Raw genomic sequence first — 16,605 nt, 5'->3', positions numbered from 1 at the left:
TCCTTTCCTTCGCCGCAGCAGATATCCGTTAATTATAGCTTTTTTATCGGGTTAACGGGGTTACGACGGACCCTACCAACAAGAACCCCGCCGTTGAGCGGGGTGCAGCTTGACTACGCTTCCTTACCGTCCGGAAGCACAATATTGCTGGCGGCTAAATGCCCCATATTGTTGTACATGGCGCAGGCGGCCTCAACGATCGGCATCGCCAGCGCGGCACCGCTGCCTTCACCTAAACGCATGCCCATGTTGAGATACGGGTCCAGCTCCAGATGCGCCAGGGCGGTACGGGCACCTTTTTCGGCGGAAAAATGTGAAGGGATCAGGTACGGCTTAATCTCTGGCGCAATCTGACAGGCTGCCAGCGCAGCGGAATAAGAAAGGAACCCGTCCAGCAACACCGGCAGACCGCAGGAGGCAGCCCCCAGCATCACACCCGTCATCCCCACAAGATCAAAACCACCGACTTTGGCCAGCACATCGATACCATCTGTGGGGTCGGGCTGATTAACGGCGATCGCCCTACGCACCACATCCACCTTATTGCCCACCCGCGAGAGTGGCAGGTTAGCGCCAATCCCCACCACCGCCTCAGCATCACTGCCGGTCAGTACGCTAACAATCGCCGCCGCAGGCGTGGTATTGGCCATGCCCAACTCGCCGACGCCAAACAGCGTGACGCCCTCTTTCGCCAGTTCACGGGTATAGCGCATCACTTCCAGCAACAGTTCCTCGGCCTGAGAACGGTGCATTGCCGGGCCTTCAGCAATATTGCCGCAGCCACGCGCAACGCGCATATTCACCACGCCAGGAATAGGGTCAGCGTCAATCCCCACATCAATCACATGAACCTTTGCGCCAACCTGGGTCGCCAGTACGCAAACGCCGGTCGTGCCACGCGTCATATTTGCTGCCTGAATCGCCGTAACCACTTTCGGCGAAACGGCCACACCTTCATCCCAGACGCCGTGATCGGCGCACATCACCAGCATCGCTTTCCCCCCCATGCGCGGCACGCCCTTCAGGCCTGGCATACCGGCGAGTTGCACGGCCAGGGACTCAAGACGTCCCAGGCTGCCCGGTGGTTTAAGTAAGCCATCAATATGCTGCTGTGCGCGTAACATTGCAGCACTGTCGGGAGAAGGGATCGCGTGGAGTAAAGCGGATAAAATCTGCATAAGGGTTCTCAATGTGTTGACTGGCTCAAAGCAGAGCCAGTAAGAAGATCAACTCGCCAAGTTCGATGGCCGCGCCAAGCGTATCGCCGGTCTGCCCACCTAACGTGCGTTTTAATAATTGCCCAAGAATGAAAATTGCCACCATCGTGACGACCAGCGCCGCCACTCCACGCATGCCGGGAAGCAGTACAGCAGCAAGGATCGCCGCAAGCCCCAACGTAACGCAGGTTTGTCGTCCGGTTACTTTGCCTATAAAGACATTTCCCAGCCCTTCTTCGCGGGCATAACGATGCCGGTACATCAGCAGAACTGCGGTTCCACGCCCTGCCACACAGGCTGCAGTCAGTGCAGCCAGCATTGGCGTTCCGCGTAGAGCCAGTTCGCTCACCACCAGCACTTTAGCCAGCAGAACAAAGATCAGCGCCAGTCCGCCGTGGGTCCCCAGGCGGCTGTCGCGCATTATTTCCAGCATCCGCTCGCGCCGACGAGCAGAAAACACGCCGTCACAGGTATCCGCCAGACCGTCAAGATGAAAACCGCCGGTCAGCAGCGCCAACGTCAGCACGCTAAACAGCGCTGCCAGCGGGATACCGCACCAGGTTTGCAGCGCCATGAAGACCAGTCCCGTCAACCCTCCCAGCACCACGCCAATCAGCGGGAACATGACGATGCCGCGCGAGTACTGTTCGAACTCCAGTCCTTGCGACCAGCGTGCAGGAACGGGCAAGCGACTGATAAAAGAGAGCATTGCCCAAAACAACTTACTCATTTAATTTTGACTCCAATTCCAGATACCACCAGCCAGACCTCATCTGACGCTGCCGCCAGACGCTGGTTTACCCGTCCAGCAATATCGCGAAAATGCCGCGCCAGACGATTTTCCGGAACAATCCCCATCCCCACTTCGTTAGTCACCAGCACGACTTTTGCCGGGCAACGCTGACAAGCGTCAATCAGCACACGGAGCTCATCCTCAATGGACCGTTCCATCGCGGCGTAGTCCCAGCCATCCGGTGAACTGTCGCCGCCTAACGCAAACAGCTGGTTCGTCACCATCGTGGTAATGCATTCCAGTAAAATCGCCTCGTGCGGATCGTTCTCGGCCGTAATCAGCGCATCAAGATGTTGCCAGCGCTCGGCTGTACGCCAGTGCGCAGGGCGTCCATCACGATGGTGTTGAATTCGCGCCGCCATCTCCTCGTCGAATATCTGCGACGTCGCGATGTACAGCACGTTTGGGGAGTCCGCGATCAGTGCCTCTGCGTGACGGCTCTTGCCGCTACGGGCACCACCGGTAACCAGAATCATCATACTGGCTCCTGGTGTTGCTGCATGATGGTATAAATTTTCTCAATATCGATGTGTTGCCGCATCGCATCCGCCAGCAGATCAAACTGCTGTGATTTATATTGCGCGTAATGAAAGGTTGAATCCAGTGGTGCTAACCCTTTGCGCACCCGCAGGCCATTCACCAGCGCGCGCGTGAATTCATCGCTGTCAAACAAGCCGTGGAGATAGGTGCCGAACGCCAGACCGTCGTGAGTCACCGCGCCATCAGCAACGTTACCACCCTCTTTTTGCAGCGTCATCACCGACCGACACTCCCCGGATAACACCGTTTCACCCATATGAATTTCATAGCCGCGAACAGCTAACCCTGAGGCGTCTGCCAGCCAGTCCGGCAATGTGGCCGACATTTGCCCTTCAACCAGGGTCGTGGTTTTGTGCTGCGCAAAATGGGTAACGGTATCGAGCAAGCCAAGGCCCGGCAGCGTTCCCAGGCCCGACTCCACGTCATCGATAATGGTCTCGCCGAGCATTTGATAGCCACCGCAAATCCCCACCACCGGCACATTCTGACGGTGTAGTTGCAACACGCTGTGCGCAAGACCGCTTTCGCGCAGCCAGACTAAATCGCCAAGCGTATTTTTACTGCCCGGCAAAATCACCAGATCGACGCCTGCCAGCTCTTCCGGGTGGCGAACATAGCGCACCCGAACGTCCGGCTGGGCGGCCAGCGCATTAAAATCCGTAAAGTTGGAAATATGCGGCAGTTGCACCACAGCAATCTCGATATCGCGTTTGTCGGTGCGTAAATACTTCCCTTTTTGCAGCGCGACGCCATCTTCATCTTCGAGATCAACATCCAGCCACGGCATCACGCCGAGTACGGGAACGCCGGTCAGCGCTTCAATTTGTTCAATACCGGAATAGAGCAGCGCCACATCGCCACGAAATTTATTGATAATCACGCCTTTTACGCGCGCGCGTTCATGATCATGCAGCAGCGCCAGCGTGCCATAAATCGAGGCAAACACGCCGCCGCGATCGATATCCGCCACCAGCACAACCGGGCACTGCGCCATCTCCGCCATCCCCATATTGACGATATCGCGATCGCGCAGGTTAATTTCAGCCGGACTTCCCGCCCCTTCCAGCACAATAACGTCAAATTCCTGCGCCAGACTGTTATAAACCGAAATGATCTGCTCGCGCAGACGCGGTTTGTACTCGTGGTAGCTTACCGCATCCATATCGGTCGCCACTTTGCCCATCAATACCACCTGCGCTTTGCGGTCGCTGGTCGGTTTCAATAGCACCGGATTCATACGTACATCTGGGGTGATCCCTGCCGCTTCAGCCTGGAAAATTTGCGCGCGCCCCATCTCTTTCCCCTCAGGCGTAATACCCGAGTTCAGCGCCATGTTCTGCGATTTGAACGGCGCAGTACGTCGTCCATCCTGATAAAAAATACGACACAGCCCGGCGACTAATACGCTTTTGCCTACATCAGATGCCGTTCCCTGCAACATTATTGCCTGCGTCATGACGCCTCCTTCAGTGCGTTCTCTCGCATACAACGATAAAATTCAGCCTCTGTTTTACACAATGGAAAGCCTAGCTCCGTGTGCAACTTCACCAGCCAGGGCTGAGTTAATCCAGCTTGTTCAATAAGGTCCGTGCGCGCGAATACCTCACCGGGGGTGCCGTGCGTCAGCACTTCTCCCCGGCGCAAAACGTAAACCGCGTCGCTCACTTCATAGATAAGATCGATATCATGGCTGGAAATAACCACATGATTTCCCTGCGCCACGATCCGTTTAATAATCTCAATCATTTGCGTACGGCCCGAGGGATCAAGGCCCGCAGTCGGTTCATCCAGCAGCAAATACTGCGCCTGCAGTACCAGCGCGCCAGCGATCGCCACGCGTTTTTTTTGTCCGTGGCTTAGGCATTGAATAGGCTGATGACGGAAATGTTGTGCATCCACCAGCATCAGGGCATCTTCCACCCGGCGAGCAATTTCTTTTTCATCCACGCCAATATTGCGCAGGCTAAAGGCGATGTCGCTGTCGATATCGGTATAAAAGATTTGCTGATCGGGGTCCTGAAATACGGTTGCCACCTGCTGACGCAGTGCCAGCAGGCCTCGCTTGCTGTAATCCAGCGGTTTTCCTTGCCACATCACCGCCCCCTGCTGTGGACGCAACAAGCCACTCAGGTTCATAAACAGCGTGGATTTTCCGCACCCATTGGCCCCCACCAGTCCAGTGACGGCCTGCGCGGAAAAATCCAGCGTGAGCCCTTTGAGGACCGGGTCATCCTGATAGCGAAACCAAAGCGCTGAGGTGGCAAGCATACTTTTCCTTACAGGTGAAAATCACCCTGATACAGTTTGATATCCAGTGTGGTGGTCATTTGCTGATAGCGGATTAACACACGCGTAAACAACAGCCCCACCAGCATTGCCAACGAGCGATAGCTCAGCGGCACGCTACGATAACCAAAACGCAGCGTTTGCGCGCGGTGAATAGCGAGCGCTTCGTCTAAAAGAATAAAAATAAATCGCCAGGTCAGCAGGATCTGCTCAGTCAGCAGGCGCGGAACGCGCGCCCATTTCAGTAAAAGAATTAATTGCGGGAACGGCAGATTAAGTACCAACCAAAAGGTGGATGCCAGCGCCGCCAGGCTTCGCCAGAATGTTGCATTGGCAGTGAGTACACCCGCTTCGGTGACGCCTAACCAGTAGCTACCCACCGGCAGACTAACCAGTAAGCTATGCGGATCGCGACTCACACTGAATAGGATCGTCACTACCCCGACCAGCAAAAAACCAAACGGCAATGCCATCCAGCGACACCAACGCCAGAAAGAGATGCGCAGCAGCCAGCAGCTCAGTGCGGCAATGAGTAACAGCTCGATACCCTGCCCCAACGGAGGCAGGGTAAACGCCAGAATCATCATCACTAACCACAGCAGAAATTTGCGCTGCGGTGTGACATGAAACCAGCGGCTCTGGTAGCTCAGCCTGTCAAGACCGGTCATCACGGCGTTGTCTGCCCTTGGTGTAACCCAGAATGTAGAAAATTACCGCTGCACCGAGCGATCCCTGAAGCGTAAACAGCAGACTTTCAATTTCACCACTGGCTGGCTCATACAGCGGCTGGAACCACGGCTCATAATGCGGAGCGATGGCCTGAATCTGGCTTTCCGCTTCGCCATCTGATCCTCCGTATTCTCCACCGTGGTTGATGAAAAATGGCAGGACAACCAGCCCAATCACCATTGCTAACAGAATCAGCGTCTTTTTCATGGTTAATGTCCTTGTGCGGTGATGAGCTGCCGTTTGGTGAGCTGGTCATAAATCATCACCGTGAGCAAGCCTTCTGCGATAGCGATTGGGATCTGCGTCAGGCAGAAAATCCCCATGAACTTGATGATGGAGCCCGTAGCACCTACGGACGGGTCAGGGAAAGCAACACCCAGTTGCACCGACGTCACAAAATAGGTCACCAGATCGGCCAGCATGGCGCAGAGGAAGACGCAGACATCACGACGGAACCCCGCACGGCAAGCCATCTTCCACACCATATAGCCGACGACCGGACCAATAACCGCCATCGACATACCATTAGCGCCCAGCGTGGTCAAACCGCCATGTGCCAGCAATAATGCCTGGAATAACAAAACGATGGCCCCGAGAATGGCCACCACGCCTGGCCCGAACAGAATCACCGCCAGACCGACCCCGGTCGGATGCGAACAACTCCCGGTAACAGATGGAATTTTCAGCGCTGACAGCACGAAAATAAACGCGCCACACAGGGCCAGTAACACTTTCTGGTGGTTATCTTCCTGCACAATTTGGCGCAGGCGCACCAGCCCATACCACAGGCAGGGTAAAAACAGCAGCCACCAGGCCAGCGCCCACATCGGCGGTAAAAAGCCTTCCATAATGTGCATAGCAAACGCCTGCTCAGGCACAATCATCAGCAATAGCGCCGCAGCCAACCCGCTGAAAGACAGCTGTTTTAGCTGGTGTTCTAGCTTCATCTTTCATACTCCCACTGTTTATTGACCAGAATGGTCGAGAAATACGGCAGCGGCTGATCGTCACTCACTTCACTGAGTTGGCGCCAGCACTGCTCACCCGGTAGCGTGGCTTCGGACATCATTAACGCGCAGTCCAGAATGCCTTCTTCTTGCAGCAACGCCTTGATGCGTGCAAACCGACCGTAGACCTTCATCAGCACCAGGCTGTCATGCTGCTTTAACGCCTGCCGGATTTCTGCCTCCGGTGCAGTGCACGAGACGACCGCCAGCGACTGCTGTTCCATGGCGAGCGGCGTTTTTGAGCGCGCGGCAATCGCAGCAAATGAGGTCACGCCGGGGACGATTTCTAACCAATCAGGATTACCAATACGCTGGAGTAAAAAGACCCAGGTACTGAACAGCATGGCATCGCCGAGGGTGATGAAACCGACCTGCTTGCCGGCCTCCACTTCCGCAACCAGTGCAGCGGCGACCTCATCCCAGACGGCTTCTTTTTCGGCACTGTCGGCGCTCATCGGGAAATGGCAGCAGCGAATTTCAGTCTGCTCACCGACATATTCCCGAACGATAGACAGCGCCAGGCTGTCGCCACCTTTACGCCCGGCGGGCGCATAAAGAATATCCAGCGAGCCGAGCGTGCGCGCCGCGCGCACGGTTACCAGATCGGAAGCACCTGGCCCGGTGCTCAATGCATACAATTTGCCACTCATGCTGCTTCCTCCAGCGCCACGCTCAGCGCCTGCTGTAAATGTGCCACGAACATGGCGCGTACCGCCGGGTTCTCACCCAGACCACTCAGCCACGGCGTGGCCGGAATGCCTGCCGCATTAAATAATGTTTTCCACGAGTCGTCTTCGTCGGAGGCCATATCGTTGATAGCGTGGTCACCCGCAACCAGCATTAATGGCATAAGATGCACCGCTGTTATCCCTTCGCGACCTAAGCTGTCGATAAGAATATCCACTTCCGGGTAGCTCTCTACCGCACCAACTCGCGCCGGGAAACCCTGCGCGGTCATCATGTGATCGAGGCAGGCATAAGCGGCAAAGGCGTGATGGCTGGCCCCGTGCCCCATAAACACCACTTTTTCTCGCTCACCAAGCGACGGCATCTGCTGCTGCAGCGCCAGCATCAGTTGCGCGTAATCATCATGGCTACTCAGCAGGGGAACCCCCAGCGTCAGGCGGGCAAACAGCGGGCGCATACTTTGTACTTCACGAACTATTTTTTCGTACTCGTCACCGTTAATGATGTGCAGCGACTGAATAGCCACATCCTGATACCCCTGCTCCGCCAGCTTTTGCAGGGCCTGCAACGGCGTGTCGATGTCAATGCCGTCGCGCTGTTTGAGCTTGCGGATGATCATCCCGGAGGTAAATGCCCGAAACAGGTCACGGTCAGGGCAACTGGCCGCAAGATCGCGTTCACAGGCCACAATATTTTTCTCACAGGTGTCGTGATAGCTGGTGCCAAAACTGACCACCAGAAGCGCCTTTTTCATCTCTAACTCCTTAAGCCACAGCCAGCCAGCGCGCTAAACGCGCCGCAAATGCGGCCTGACTATCCAGTAATTCTTCTCCCGTCACCAACGGTGCCGGACGTGTAATCACGATGCAGGGGATCCCGGCATCCAGACAGGGTTGTACTTTTTCCTGATAACCACCTTCAGCACCCGATGCTTTGGTGATGACCACGTCAGCCAGACACTGACGGTAAAAAGCGGCATTAAACTCAGCACTAAACGGCCCGCACAGGGCGAATATTTCGCCAACGCCAAATCCTAAATCGGCGCATTGCTGGATAACGTCAGGCACCGGCAGTACGCGGGCCAGCAGTGTTTTTTCCGGCAGCCCCGCGCGCCAGATAGCCAGATCTTTGCTGCCGGTGGTTAGCAGCACGCGTTCGCCAAAGCGACGCGCCACGTCGCAGGCTTGCTGAATACTCTGCACGGTATAAAGATGCGGATGCGTTAAGCCACTCAACTGCTCAGGGCGCTGATAGCGGCTCAGCAGCACGCCCGCCGCTTCACAGGCGCTCATGATGTTACGACTCACCACTTCGGCATACGGATGTGAGGCATCAATCACCCAGCGCGTACGGTTTTCCTGCAGCCAGGCAACCATGTGTTCCCGCTCCAGACGTCCGCAGCGCACCTGACCTTTAATATCGCCCGCCAGCTGTTTCCCCGTTGGGGTGGCTACCGACAGGGTATAAGCCACGTTCGCCGCATCCAGTTGCTGGCAAAGCATGCGCGCATCGCTGGTACCGCCCATGACCAGCACATCACCGTAATTCACAGTACATAACCACGTGGGGTGATCATCAGGCCATCCTGAACGTAGGTCGTTTTGTTGCCGACAATCACCAGGCTGGTCATATCCACCGGTTCAAAGTCCATTTCGCCGAGCGTGGTCAGCCATTTTTCCTGTTTTTTACGTCCGGCTGACTTCACGATACCCACCGGCGTTTGTGCACTTTTGCTGGCAGAAAGCAGCTCAAAAGCACGTGCCAGATGCCCTTCGCGGCCACGGCTGCGCGGGTTATAGAAACAAATCACGAAGTCAGCTTCGCCCGCAGCCACAATGCGTTTTTCAATCACCGGCCACGGTGTTAACAGGTCGCTTAAACTGATATGGCAGAAGTCGTGCATCAGCGGAGCACCGAGCAAAGAGGCGGCGGCAATGCTGGCAGTCATCCCTGGAATTAGCTTGACCTCAACATCCAGTTTCTGCTTGCTGACCAGCTCAAGCACCAGCCCGGCCATGCCGTAAATTCCGGCATCGCCGCTGCTGATTAGCGCCACGTTATGACCGGCCTGCGCTAGCTCAATCGCAGCCTGGCAGCGTTCTATCTCTTTGCACATCCCGGTTTTGATCACCTGCTTATCGCCGGTGAAGGCTTTTACCAGGTGGGTGTAGGTTTTGTAACCCACGATAATTTCTGCCGCTTTCAGTGCTTCAACGGCTTCCATGGTCATCATTGCCTGCGAGCCAGGACCAATTCCAATTACGGTTAACATCAGTGTGAAACTCCCAAAGTAATAGTGACGCCCTGTTCACGCAGGGTCTCGCCTAACAGTTGTCCATGGCTCAGCAGCCAGGCTGCAGGACCGGAGACGCTCCCCGTCCCGACCGTTTTACGCACAAACGATGAGGCAGGAAAACGGTGTTCATGCTCACGCAGCGCGTCAGCAGTAAAGGTTTCGAAAGGTACGCGACAGCAGGAAGCCAGTTGGATAAGCCCCTGTTCATCTTTTTTCAGCGTAATGCTGCCGATGGCTTTTAGTGCCAACGGATCGAGCCGTTGGGCTTCAAGTTGGCGGGAAAGCAGTTCAGCTAACAGCGGGAACGGCGTATCGCGACGACAGCCAATCCCGGCGACAACCCGCTGTGGCACCAACTTCCAGTGCGGAAGGGGCAACTCGGGGAGATCGGTCCGCAAGGTGATGCAAATCAGCGCATCGAGTTCAGGGAGTTGGTTCAGGTCAGTCACCGTGATGAAACCACGACGATCGCAATGACTGACGTCCTGCGCCAGTTCGTCGTCCCACCACAGGCCAACCCGCTTGTTGCTGACCAGCATCTGATTAACGATTTTTACCACCGAACGGAAGTCGGTCATTCGCGCATTCAGTTGAAACGCCAGCGTATCAAGGGCCGCCATGTCATTCACATCCGTCGCCGTGGTGATCACCGGATCCGCACCCAGCATGCCCGCCAGGTAGCGCGCCAACGTGTTAGCGCCCCCCGCATGGCCCGACAGCAGGCTGATGACATGCTGCGCACGCTCATCGATCACGACCACCGCCGGGTCACAAAACTTGTCGTTAACCAGCGGGGCCAGCACACGTACCGCAATACCGGTCGCGCCGATAAAAATCAGCGCCGAATAGTTCGCAAACGCATCGCGGGCCGCATTGGCAAACCCGTTTTCGAAGGGAAGAAATCCCTCCTCCAGCAATTTTTCACTGGTGAAACAGGTCACCGGTAGCATTGCCGCCAGACGCTTCGCCAGCAAAACACCGCCGGGCGTCAGGCAGAACAACGCGATAGACTCAGGCTTTACGGTATTCATGGCTAAAGTCCGCCGCATAGAGTTTGGAGTAGTGATACTCCGAGCCCAGGAAGTTGCCGACCAGAATAAGCGCCGTTTTGCGGATCCCCGCATCGCGCACTTTGTCGCCAATATCCTCAAGGGTGCCACGTACGGTCTGGCTTTCAGGCCAGGTGGCTTTATAGATGACCGCCACTGGCGTGGTCGCCGGATAACCGCCTTCAATCAGACGCTCAGCCACCCGATGGATACGCTGGACGGAAAGATAAATCGCCATTGACGTCTGGTGACTGGCAAACGCCTCCAGTTGTTCGCGCTCCGGTACCGGCGTACGACCTTCAAGACGGGTAATGATCAGACTCTGCGACACTTCAGGTACCGTATACTCGACGCCGAGTTCTGCCGCTGCCCCGAGGAACGCGCTGACGCCTGGCACCACCTGCCATTCAATCCCGCGTTTGGTCAGCTCTTCACCCTGCTCGCGGACCGAGCCGTACAGCGAGACGTCGCCGGTTTGCAGACGCACAACCGTTTTACCCGCTTTTACACCGGCTTCCATCAAGTCGAGGATTTGTTCCAGATGCAGTTCGGCGCTGTCGTGACACTCAGCGTCAGGTGGGCAATATTCCAGCAGTTCGGTGTTAATCAGCGATCCGGCATAGATAACCACCTGCGCTTGCTGCAGCAACCGGTAACCTTTGAGGGTAATCAGCTCGCGATCGCCAGGACCAGCGCCAACAAACCACACACTACGGGGATCAAATATCTCAGACATGGTTTCCTTCCTTCTGACAGGCGATAACAAAAACGGGATTATTCGGTTTGAAATAGTGGCCACTGCCAAGCGTGGTCAGTGATGACACCTGCACTTGCAGGCAGTCCACACCCTGCACGCCAAGGTGCTCCAGATGCGCCAGCGCGGTATTCAGGTTTTCCTGAAGAATGAAGGTCATTACCAGCCGTCCGGCGGGATGCAGTTGACGCATCGACCAGTCGATCAGGTCGGTCAGGTGACCGCCACTGCCGCCCATAAAGATGGCATCAGCTTTTTCCGCGATGGTCATCGGCGCGATACCGGGATAAATATCAACGTTGGCGCAGGCAAAGTGCTGGCGATTCTCGTCCAGCAGTCTGAGTGCCGCCGGGTTACGCTCAATCGCCGTCACGCGTAGCGATGGATATTGCAACGCCGCTTCTATCGACACGCTGCCGGTTCCTGCGCCAATATCAATCAGGTGCGTGGCACGGTGTAATTCAAGTTTTGAGAGGGCAAGTGCACGGACCGCTTCTTTGGTCATCGGCACCTTCTCTCCACGCAGAAAAAGCTCATCTTTCATCGAGGATCACCACTGCATTCATGTCATAGTCGGCATTAATTTCACTGAGCGGCAGGCAGTGGATGCGTTCATTTTCCATTGCCAGGTTTTCGCCAATCACCATCCAGCGATGCCCCTTACCACGGGCAATAAGCTGATGTGCAATTTCGCGCGGACCGCACAGGGCATCCGTGACCATCGCCACCTTGTTATGTCGTGCCAGTTCATCGAAACAGACGCTACGGCCGTGGCTACTGGTCAGCCACATGTCGTTCATATCAATACCGGACTGCGCGCACAGATATTGCACCGCACTGATGCCAGGAATAATGCGCACATGTTCAATGCCAAAATGCGCCACCATCCGGGTGCCAATGCCGTAGAACAACGGATCGCCAGAGGCCAGTACCACTACATGCTTCCCCTGATGCTCGCCAATCCAGGTTAATAACTCCGGGATATTGGCGCCAAGGGCAAACCGCTCGCCGGTAAAATCCGGGAACTGCTGCAAATGCCGTTTACCACCGACCAGCACATCCGCCGTGGCGACAGACTCGCGTGCTGCGGGCGTCATCAAATGCAACCCCGCGGGTCCCATCCCTACAACGGTAAGCATGTCATCTCCTGCGCAATCTCTGTGACCGGGCGGTTGCTGCCGAGGATCTGGTTATCAAAAGAGAACATGATGGCGTCGCAGGTCGGCGGATTTTTGGTAAAACGCAAAGTCTGCAGGACACGCATGCAGATACGTTTAGCCAGATGATCGTAAATATGCTGAAAACCGTAGGCATCGATGTGCTCCATCGCGGCTTCGGTGGTATCGCAGTCGCTGACCAACGTCAGTAATTCCAGCGGCGCACCGAGCAGCGCCAGGTGGGCGACCAGAGTTTCCATACGCGCGTCGGCAATATGGCTGTGGGTATGGAAAATACCCGCTGCAATTTTGATGAGCTTGCCCGGATGTCCGACGAGAACGATTTGTTTGAACCCAAGGCGGACGGCCTCTTCAATCATGTAGCCGACAAAGTTGCTCATGGTGACCACCACCTGCGTGTCAATCCCCATCTGTTCTCGGACAAAACGTTCGCCATGGTTACCCGGCACCAGCACCACGTGTTCAAGTCCCGCCGCACGTTTGATTTCCAACTCCAGCGACAATGAACGCTTCCAGCTCTCTTCCGACATGGGCGTAACAATGCCGGTGGTGCCGATAATGGAAATGCCGCCTAGAATACCCAGACGCGAGTTGTAGGTTTTCTGCGCCCGCTCTTCACCTTCCGGGGCAAAAATTTCAATCTGTGCCCCACGATTTGGGCCGATCGCCTCGCGAACCGCTGACTCAATAGTCTGACGCGGCGTGCGATTGATTGCCGAACTGCCTACCGGTAGGCCAATTCCTTTGCGGGTGACCGTGCCGACACCTTCGCCGCCCTGCAGCGCTATTTCGCCGCTGTCGTCTAGCGTCACACGAGCAAAAATCAGCATCCCGTGGGTGGCGTCCACATCATCGCCGCCGTCTTTACGAATAGCGGCAATCGCCTGCTGCCCTTCAATGTGCGGCGACTCAACGTTCAGGCATAGCGTGACCCCGGACGGGGTGACTATGGATACTTGATGGATCAAATGCTGACGCAATACCATCAATGCAGCGACTTTGGCTGCTGCCGTCGCACACGATCCGGTGGTGTACCCTTTGCGCAGCGCTTTACCGTTGTGCCATACCGGTGCGTCAAAGGGTTGGTCGCTCATCGCGCCCCCTGCATGTGGTAGAGCATCGCGTTGACGATAGCGGCTGCGACGTTGCTTCCGCCTTTGCGGCCCAGGGCAGCTATGGCAGGCAGATGACTTTTCGTCAGCGCATCTTTTGACTCCTCCGCGCCGACAAACCCTACCGGCACACCGACCACGCCGCTCACGGCAACATCATGTTCCATCAGGCGGAACAGCGCCGTCGGCGCATTGCCAAAGACAAACAGCTTTTCGCCCTCTTCCTGAACCGCAATGTCGACGGCGGCCATCGAACGAGTGATACCCTGTTCTTTTGCGGCGCGCACCACTCGCGGGTCGCTGATGTAACAGCGGCATTCTCCGCCGAATTTTGCCAGCAACGTTTTGTTGATCCCGGAAAGGGCCATCGTAGTATCGGTATAAATCACGCTTGATCGGTTTAACGCGGCGCAAAACTGCGCCAGTACATCATCGGAAAACCACAAAATGTCCAGCCAGTCGAAGTCAGCGGTGGTGTGGATCACCCGCTTGATGATGGCCTCATGTAATGGGCTGGCAAACTGATAGTCCGGGCGGGTTTCACGAATAATGTCGCCAATGATGTCGAAACTTTTGGCTTCAATCGCCTGGGGTTGCTGAATGTATTGCATTGTTTTGTCCTCAGGCCACACCGACCAACAGCCACCGCAGCGCAATAAATAGCGCCAGGGCCAGGGTCGATGCTACCCACATCAATCGTATCGTTTGGGAAATGTCGTCTACTGAAATGTCTCGTTGTGCATCACCGATCCACGGTTTCTCAACGCGCTCGCCAAAGTAGTCGTTAGGACCACCCAGTCGAATGCCTAATGCCCCGGCAACGGCCCCCTCGGACCAGGCACAGTTTGGACTGCTGTGGTTGTAGCGATCGCGCCAACCAATGTGTAATGCACCGAAGCCGTCTTTACGGCATAAAAATGCAGCGCACCCGAGCAACAGCCACCCCAGTCGGGCAGGAATCAAATTCGCGACATCATCCAGTCGCGCACTGACCATCCCGATAGCGCGGTACTTTTCATTTTTATAGCCAACCATGGAGTCCAGGGTGTTCACCGCTTTGTAGGCCATCGCCAACGGGGCACCGCCGAGAAACAGGAAGAACAGCGGTGCAATGATGCCGTCCACGGTGTTTTCAGCGATGGTTTCCACCACCGCGCGATTGATCTGTTTCGGCTGTAATTGTGAGGTGTCACGCCCCACAATCCAGGAGAGTTTTTCCCGACTTTCTGTGAGATTATTGGCACGCAGTGGACGTTCGACATCTCGTGCGGCATTCGCCAGGCAGCGGCCAGCCAACACGGTAAAGATCATCCACACCTCGACGCCCCACCCTAGCCACGGATGAAGCGATTGCGCCAGCGCCAGTACGCCCCATGAAACGCCCCAGGTCACGCCGACCACCACAACCCACAGCACTGCGCCACCGATACGCAGCATGCCATCGCTATGGCAGTAGCGGCGCACCAGGCGCTGCACAGTGGTAATGAGATTGCCAATCCAACGTACCGGATGCGGCCAGCTCTGCGGATCGCCAATGATAAAATCAAGCAGCCAGGCGACACACCACGCGAGCAGTGTCATTTCACGCTCCTCGCGGCGTCCAGCCAGTGATTAAGCATCTCAGGACGCTGAGCAAAATGAACGTGCAGGTAGCTGGCAAACGCATTGCCAACCTGCCAACCGCCAGACCACGCCTGTAACGTTTCGCCATCGCGAACTTTGCGACAGCTCATCACGGCCTGGGTTTGAGGGGTAAAATCGGAATAGTGAAATTCATGTCCGCGCAGCACGTCACCGGGCGCAGCGAGTAAGGTTTGTTGTTCGGCCTGCGCTTCACAATAGCCAAATCGGGTCAGACGTTTGCCCATTTTGCTGTGACCGGGAATAATATCCCCCATCGGCCAGATATCGCCGTTGCTGTCTTCCAGCGAACTCCCCAGGTACATCAGACCACCGCACTCCGCGTAAATCGCCACACCGCGCTGATGAGCCGCACGCAGTTGCGCCAGCATGGTGGAATTTTGGGCAAGCCCGGCAGCGTGCAGCTCAGGGTATCCGCCCCCTAGCCAGATCATCTGGCAATCAGGGAGACGGCTGTCGTGTAGCGGGCTGAAACGGACAATATTGAGGCCCGTGCGCGCCAGTAGCGTAATGTTATCCGGATAGTAGAAGTTGAATGCTTCGTCATCAGCAATGGCAAGCGTCAGTCCAGCTCCGGCATCGGAGGCAGGAAGCGCGGGCCATTCGCCCACCGGTGGGGTGTCTAACTGGCTTAAGGCCAGCAGCGCGTCGATATCTAACGTTTGCTCAAGCGTTGTAGCAAATTCCTGCCACGGCAACTGATTGACGATTGATTCCCGCGCGGTCACCAGTCCCAGATGACGCTCAGGGAGCGCCACGCCATCCACGCGGGGAACATAGCCCAATACAGGTATCGAACAGTAGCGTTCGATGGCGACTTTAAGTAGCTGGTAATGCGTTTCGCTGTTTACCCGGTTAACAATCACGCCAGCAATGTTCAGCGTTGGATCAAAATGCTGGAATCCCATCACCGTGGCAGCAATTGACGTTGAGACGGCTTTACCGTCCACCAGCAAAATGACCGGACAGCCCAGCTGCTTCGCCATCGCGGCGGAACTGCAGTAATTGGGGTCCGTACCATAACCGTCATACAACCCCATAACGCCTTCGATGACGGCGATATCCGCATGCTGCATATGTTCGCAAAATAAGGCGTTCAGCGTGGAAGTGGGGAGCATGAAGCTATCAAGATTGCGGGAGGCTGTGCCAGATACGGCGGTATGCCAGCCGGTATCCAGATAATCAGGACCGACTTTGCAAGGCTGGACGCGCAAACCGCGTTTTTTCAGCAGACTCAACAAGCCCAGCGTTACCGTGGTTTTACCACAGCCGCTTCCGGTACCTGCAAGAACAAACGCGCGAAAATTGGCCGCCAT

General features: G+C 56.1%; 20 protein-coding genes. All 20 read right to left on the bottom strand.

What is annotated here, in order from left to right:
- Positions 1-113: 113 nt before the first annotated feature.
- The 20 genes from cobT to AC3ITF_RS08700 are packed head-to-tail and all read right to left on the bottom strand — an operon-like array spanning position 114 to position 16,605.
- The gene (gene cobT, locus AC3ITF_RS08795; protein ID WP_489176340.1) at positions 114-1,178 is read right to left on the bottom strand and encodes a nicotinate-nucleotide--dimethylbenzimidazole phosphoribosyltransferase; all 1,065 of its coding nucleotides are present in this window, start codon (positions 1,176-1,178) and stop codon (positions 114-116) included.
- Between the two features lie 25 nt (positions 1,179-1,203).
- On the bottom strand, positions 1,204-1,947 hold the full coding sequence (cobS, locus tag AC3ITF_RS08790; RefSeq protein WP_135911858.1) for an adenosylcobinamide-GDP ribazoletransferase: 744 nt from the start codon (positions 1,945-1,947) through the stop codon (positions 1,204-1,206).
- Positions 1,944-2,489 carry a bifunctional adenosylcobinamide kinase/adenosylcobinamide-phosphate guanylyltransferase gene (gene cobU / locus AC3ITF_RS08785; RefSeq protein WP_181540718.1) on the bottom strand — a complete coding sequence of 182 codons (546 nt, stop codon included), beginning with the start codon at positions 2,487-2,489 and terminating at the stop codon, positions 1,944-1,946. Before cobU ends, cobS begins: the two co-directional genes overlap by 4 nt.
- Positions 2,486-4,006 (bottom strand): cobyric acid synthase, encoded by a 1,521-nt coding sequence (locus AC3ITF_RS08780; protein ID WP_135911856.1) that lies wholly within the window; start codon positions 4,004-4,006, stop codon positions 2,486-2,488. Before AC3ITF_RS08780 ends, cobU begins: the two co-directional genes overlap by 4 nt.
- The gene (locus AC3ITF_RS08775; RefSeq protein ID WP_489176339.1) at positions 4,003-4,818 is read right to left on the bottom strand and encodes an energy-coupling factor ABC transporter ATP-binding protein; all 816 of its coding nucleotides are present in this window, start codon (positions 4,816-4,818) and stop codon (positions 4,003-4,005) included. Before AC3ITF_RS08775 ends, AC3ITF_RS08780 begins: the two co-directional genes overlap by 4 nt.
- An 8-nt stretch (positions 4,819-4,826) precedes the next feature.
- The gene (locus AC3ITF_RS08770; protein WP_096756668.1) at positions 4,827-5,504 is read right to left on the bottom strand and encodes an energy-coupling factor ABC transporter transmembrane protein; all 678 of its coding nucleotides are present in this window, start codon (positions 5,502-5,504) and stop codon (positions 4,827-4,829) included.
- Positions 5,491-5,772: an energy-coupling factor ABC transporter substrate-binding protein gene (locus AC3ITF_RS08765; RefSeq protein WP_096756667.1), complete on the bottom strand. Its 282-nt coding sequence runs from the start codon at positions 5,770-5,772 to the stop codon at positions 5,491-5,493. Before AC3ITF_RS08765 ends, AC3ITF_RS08770 begins: the two co-directional genes overlap by 14 nt.
- A 2-nt stretch (positions 5,773-5,774) precedes the next feature.
- Entirely contained in the window at positions 5,775-6,512 is a 738-nt protein-coding gene (gene cbiM, locus AC3ITF_RS08760; protein ID WP_096756666.1) for a cobalt ECF transporter S component CbiM, read from the bottom strand.
- The gene (locus AC3ITF_RS08755; protein WP_137399456.1) at positions 6,509-7,222 is read right to left on the bottom strand and encodes a cobalt-factor II C(20)-methyltransferase; all 714 of its coding nucleotides are present in this window, start codon (positions 7,220-7,222) and stop codon (positions 6,509-6,511) included. Before AC3ITF_RS08755 ends, cbiM begins: the two co-directional genes overlap by 4 nt.
- On the bottom strand, positions 7,219-8,013 hold the full coding sequence (cbiK, locus tag AC3ITF_RS08750; protein WP_115258164.1) for a sirohydrochlorin cobaltochelatase: 795 nt from the start codon (positions 8,011-8,013) through the stop codon (positions 7,219-7,221). The genes AC3ITF_RS08755 and cbiK overlap by 4 nt, the downstream gene beginning before the upstream one ends.
- Positions 8,014-8,023: 10 nt before the next feature.
- On the bottom strand, positions 8,024-8,809 hold the full coding sequence (locus AC3ITF_RS08745; protein ID WP_115258163.1) for a cobalt-precorrin-6A reductase: 786 nt from the start codon (positions 8,807-8,809) through the stop codon (positions 8,024-8,026).
- Complete coding sequence (locus AC3ITF_RS08740; RefSeq protein ID WP_096756662.1) at positions 8,806-9,531, bottom strand: precorrin-3B C(17)-methyltransferase; 726 nt, start codon at positions 9,529-9,531, stop codon at positions 8,806-8,808. The genes AC3ITF_RS08745 and AC3ITF_RS08740 overlap by 4 nt, the downstream gene beginning before the upstream one ends.
- Positions 9,531-10,586: a cobalt-precorrin 5A hydrolase gene (gene cbiG, locus AC3ITF_RS08735; protein WP_115258162.1), complete on the bottom strand. Its 1,056-nt coding sequence runs from the start codon at positions 10,584-10,586 to the stop codon at positions 9,531-9,533. The genes AC3ITF_RS08740 and cbiG overlap by 1 nt, the downstream gene beginning before the upstream one ends.
- Positions 10,567-11,340: a cobalt-precorrin-4 methyltransferase gene (locus AC3ITF_RS08730; RefSeq protein WP_117343322.1), complete on the bottom strand. Its 774-nt coding sequence runs from the start codon at positions 11,338-11,340 to the stop codon at positions 10,567-10,569. The genes cbiG and AC3ITF_RS08730 overlap by 20 nt, the downstream gene beginning before the upstream one ends.
- Entirely contained in the window at positions 11,333-11,902 is a 570-nt protein-coding gene (locus AC3ITF_RS08725; protein ID WP_137362944.1) for a decarboxylating cobalt-precorrin-6B (C(15))-methyltransferase, read from the bottom strand. The genes AC3ITF_RS08730 and AC3ITF_RS08725 overlap by 8 nt, the downstream gene beginning before the upstream one ends.
- Positions 11,892-12,497 (bottom strand): cobalt-precorrin-7 (C(5))-methyltransferase, encoded by a 606-nt coding sequence (locus AC3ITF_RS08720; RefSeq protein WP_115258160.1) that lies wholly within the window; start codon positions 12,495-12,497, stop codon positions 11,892-11,894. The genes AC3ITF_RS08725 and AC3ITF_RS08720 overlap by 11 nt, the downstream gene beginning before the upstream one ends.
- On the bottom strand, positions 12,482-13,630 hold the full coding sequence (cbiD, locus tag AC3ITF_RS08715) for a cobalt-precorrin-5B (C(1))-methyltransferase CbiD (RefSeq protein ID WP_115258159.1): 1,149 nt from the start codon (positions 13,628-13,630) through the stop codon (positions 12,482-12,484). The genes AC3ITF_RS08720 and cbiD overlap by 16 nt, the downstream gene beginning before the upstream one ends.
- On the bottom strand, positions 13,627-14,259 hold the full coding sequence (locus AC3ITF_RS08710) for a cobalt-precorrin-8 methylmutase (protein ID WP_096756656.1): 633 nt from the start codon (positions 14,257-14,259) through the stop codon (positions 13,627-13,629). The genes cbiD and AC3ITF_RS08710 overlap by 4 nt, the downstream gene beginning before the upstream one ends.
- A gap of 10 nt (positions 14,260-14,269) precedes the next feature.
- Positions 14,270-15,229 (bottom strand): adenosylcobinamide-phosphate synthase CbiB, encoded by a 960-nt coding sequence (gene cbiB, locus AC3ITF_RS08705; RefSeq protein WP_135911854.1) that lies wholly within the window; start codon positions 15,227-15,229, stop codon positions 14,270-14,272.
- Entirely contained in the window at positions 15,226-16,605 is a 1,380-nt protein-coding gene (locus tag AC3ITF_RS08700; protein ID WP_489176338.1) for a cobyrinic acid a,c-diamide synthase CobB, read from the bottom strand. The genes cbiB and AC3ITF_RS08700 overlap by 4 nt, the downstream gene beginning before the upstream one ends.

The organism is Citrobacter sp. KH_055_1 (genome assembly GCF_057838705.1).
Note: the sequence above shows the minus strand (reverse complement) of the source record. Positions and strands in the feature narration are given on the sequence as shown.

Coding starts and splice junctions, on each gene's coding strand:
- cobT (WP_489176340.1), bottom strand. CDS start 1,178: ATGCAGATTTTATCCGCTTTACTCCACGCGATCCCTTCTCCCGACAGT.
- cobS (WP_135911858.1), bottom strand. CDS start 1,947: ATGAGTAAGTTGTTTTGGGCAATGCTCTCTTTTATCAGTCGCTTGCCC.
- cobU (WP_181540718.1), bottom strand. CDS start 2,489: ATGATGATTCTGGTTACCGGTGGTGCCCGTAGCGGCAAGAGCCGTCAC.
- AC3ITF_RS08780 (WP_135911856.1), bottom strand. CDS start 4,006: ATGACGCAGGCAATAATGTTGCAGGGAACGGCATCTGATGTAGGCAAA.
- AC3ITF_RS08775 (WP_489176339.1), bottom strand. CDS start 4,818: ATGCTTGCCACCTCAGCGCTTTGGTTTCGCTATCAGGATGACCCGGTC.
- AC3ITF_RS08770 (WP_096756668.1), bottom strand. CDS start 5,504: ATGACCGGTCTTGACAGGCTGAGCTACCAGAGCCGCTGGTTTCATGTC.
- AC3ITF_RS08765 (WP_096756667.1), bottom strand. CDS start 5,772: ATGAAAAAGACGCTGATTCTGTTAGCAATGGTGATTGGGCTGGTTGTC.
- cbiM (WP_096756666.1), bottom strand. CDS start 6,512: ATGAAGCTAGAACACCAGCTAAAACAGCTGTCTTTCAGCGGGTTGGCT.
- AC3ITF_RS08755 (WP_137399456.1), bottom strand. CDS start 7,222: ATGAGTGGCAAATTGTATGCATTGAGCACCGGGCCAGGTGCTTCCGAT.
- cbiK (WP_115258164.1), bottom strand. CDS start 8,013: ATGAAAAAGGCGCTTCTGGTGGTCAGTTTTGGCACCAGCTATCACGAC.
- AC3ITF_RS08740 (WP_096756662.1), bottom strand. CDS start 9,531: ATGTTAACCGTAATTGGAATTGGTCCTGGCTCGCAGGCAATGATGACC.
- cbiG (WP_115258162.1), bottom strand. CDS start 10,586: ATGAATACCGTAAAGCCTGAGTCTATCGCGTTGTTCTGCCTGACGCCC.
- AC3ITF_RS08730 (WP_117343322.1), bottom strand. CDS start 11,340: ATGTCTGAGATATTTGATCCCCGTAGTGTGTGGTTTGTTGGCGCTGGT.
- AC3ITF_RS08725 (WP_137362944.1), bottom strand. CDS start 11,902: ATGAAAGATGAGCTTTTTCTGCGTGGAGAGAAGGTGCCGATGACCAAA.
- AC3ITF_RS08720 (WP_115258160.1), bottom strand. CDS start 12,497: ATGCTTACCGTTGTAGGGATGGGACCCGCGGGGTTGCATTTGATGACG.
- cbiD (WP_115258159.1), bottom strand. CDS start 13,630: ATGAGCGACCAACCCTTTGACGCACCGGTATGGCACAACGGTAAAGCG.
- AC3ITF_RS08710 (WP_096756656.1), bottom strand. CDS start 14,259: ATGCAATACATTCAGCAACCCCAGGCGATTGAAGCCAAAAGTTTCGAC.
- cbiB (WP_135911854.1), bottom strand. CDS start 15,229: ATGACACTGCTCGCGTGGTGTGTCGCCTGGCTGCTTGATTTTATCATT.
- AC3ITF_RS08700 (WP_489176338.1), bottom strand. CDS start 16,605: ATGGCGGCCAATTTTCGCGCGTTTGTTCTTGCAGGTACCGGAAGCGGC.